At 69.4% G+C, this 2103-nt stretch carries 2 protein-coding genes; one reads left to right on the plus strand and one right to left on the minus strand.

Features of this window, described 5'->3' with window-relative positions; all coding sequences use genetic code 11:
- Positions 1–1265, plus strand: a 1265-nt coding sequence (locus WA805_RS15350) for an HAD-IC family P-type ATPase (RefSeq protein ID WP_425242652.1), incomplete at its 5' end; no start/stop codon positions are given.
- 119 nt (positions 1266–1384) lie between these two features.
- On the opposite strand, the gene WA805_RS15355 is transcribed toward WA805_RS15350, so the two are convergent.
- Positions 1385–2026, minus strand: a complete 642-nt coding sequence (locus WA805_RS15355; protein ID WP_422284488.1) for a phosphatase PAP2 family protein — start codon at positions 2024–2026, stop codon at positions 1385–1387.
- Between the last annotated feature and the right edge of the window lie 77 nt (positions 2027–2103).

Here is a 2103-nt window from a genome sequence, read left to right on the forward strand (position 1 = left end):
CGAAGTCCGCCGGGATCGAGGTCCGCATGATCACCGGTGATCACGCGGTTACCGCGGCCGCGATCGCCCGCCAGCTTGGCATCGATGGCAAGGTCATCAGCGGGGCGGAGTTCGGCGCGATGACCGAAGACGAGGCGATGGAGGCGATCGCCGATGTCGGCGTGATCGCCCGCGTCACTCCAGAGCACAAGGTCCGCCTGGTGGACCTGCTCAAGCGCGAAGGCCAGATCGTCGCCATGACCGGCGACGGCGTCAACGACGCGCCCGCGCTGAAGAAGGCCGACATCGGGATCGCGATGGGCACCGGGACCGAGGTGGCCAAGCAGGCCGCGGTGATGGTGCTGACCGACGACAACTTCTCCACGATCACCAAAGCGGTGGAAATCGGCCGCGGGCTGTATGACAACCTGGTCCGGTACATCCGGTTCGAGATGGGATGCATGTTCGGCTTCATCATCACCTTCCTTGGCGCCAGCATCTTCGACATCGCCCACGGCGAGCCGCTCCTTCCGCTGCAGGTCTTGTGGGTGGCCTTCACCACCGTCACGATCCAGTCCATCGGGCTCGGCTACAGCAGGCTTGTCGCAGGGCTGATGGAACGCCGCCCCCGGCCGCCCGGCCAGCCGATCCTGACCGGGGGGGTCCTCGCCTGGCTCGTCTCGGTCGGGCTGGTGATGGCGATCGGCACGCTGAGCGTGGTCAGCTGGGCGGAACAGGCGCACACGCTCGCCATCGCGCGAACCATGGGCGTGGTCGTGTTCTCGCTGTTTAACCTGTTCTTCTCGCTCGAGTCGAGGGACCGGCGGGACTCGGTGTTCTCCCTCAGCACGTTCGCCGACCGGACGTGCATCGTGACGACCGGGGCCTCCCTTTTCCTGCTCGTCATGGCAACCGTCCTGGCGCCGTGCCAGGCGATCCTGAAGACCACCGCGCTCGACGTAGATCAGTGGCTCCTGTGCGCAGCCGTAGCACTGTCGATCATCGCGGTCACCGAGATCCGCAAGGCGTTCCTGCGGCAGACCGTCGGTCCGGTCAGGTTACGACGATCACCGCCACGTCCATTGCGTCATAGGTGCCGCGTGCCCGCGCGTCCCGGGTCGCGAGGGCTGCCCCGTGCTCCTTGGCGGCCAGCGCCACCAGCGCGTCATAACGGCGACGCCCGCGATGCCCAGGCGGCTCAGCGTGTCCGGCTTACGGGTGCGCGAGCTGCTCAGCACAAGCGGGGACGGGCGGGTATTCACGGATCCCGGCACGCAACTCAGTAGCTGGCCGCGGTCGGTACGGAGGCCGCGGGCCCTGCCAACGGATAGGTGGATGAAGCCGACCTGCATGAGCGAGCATCGCTCTGCGACCCAGGTACCGCGGCTACGGGCTGGTCTGCGAGTTAGCCACGATGCCGGGTGGAGTACCTCCTGACCGCGGTGCCTGCCGTGGCGTTAACGGCGAGGCCCAGTGCCGCCCCGCCTGCGATGTCGAGCGGAAAATGGGCGCCGACGTAGACACGGCTCAGTCCCACCAGGGGGATGGCGGTCAGGGTGAGGGCGCGGCCGCCCGGGCCGAGACGGGGCAGGGCAGCCACGCCAAGGACGACGGCCACGCCCGCGTGCCCGGACAGGTATCCGAGGCCGCTGGCGTCGCGGCCGCGACGGCGGATGCCCGGAAGCAGGGTCACCGGCCGGGGCCGCCGCACTATCCGCTTGACCGCTTTGGCCAGCGCCCAGGTGCCAGTGCCGCCGATCAGGAGGCGGGCTGCCAGCTCCCCGTCTCCGGCCAGCCAGGCCGCCGCGGCCGACGCCGGGATGGCACCGAACGCGCCCAGCTGCATGACGGCCCAGGCGGGCAGGTAGACCGAATCGGGCAGGCCGTTGACTGCGCGGAATGCCCTGACTTCCCGTGGGCCCACGCGGTCGTGGCGCACGGCACCGGCGGTGGCCAGCAGGGCAGCCAGGCCGAAGCCAAGCTGGACGCCGGGAGCGGCCAGCATGGCCGGAAGGGCACGTTCATGCTTGCTCGCGGGCCGCATCATGGGTTGAGCGTAGGCCACGCAGGGCAGCCAGACGGGCCGGCCGAGGCCGTTTCGGTACCGATTCCCCCTGTGCCCAC

It is taken from the genome of Trebonia sp., from assembly GCF_049794275.1.
In the GTDB taxonomy this organism is placed as follows: Bacteria; Actinomycetota; Actinomycetes; order Streptosporangiales; family Streptosporangiaceae; genus Trebonia.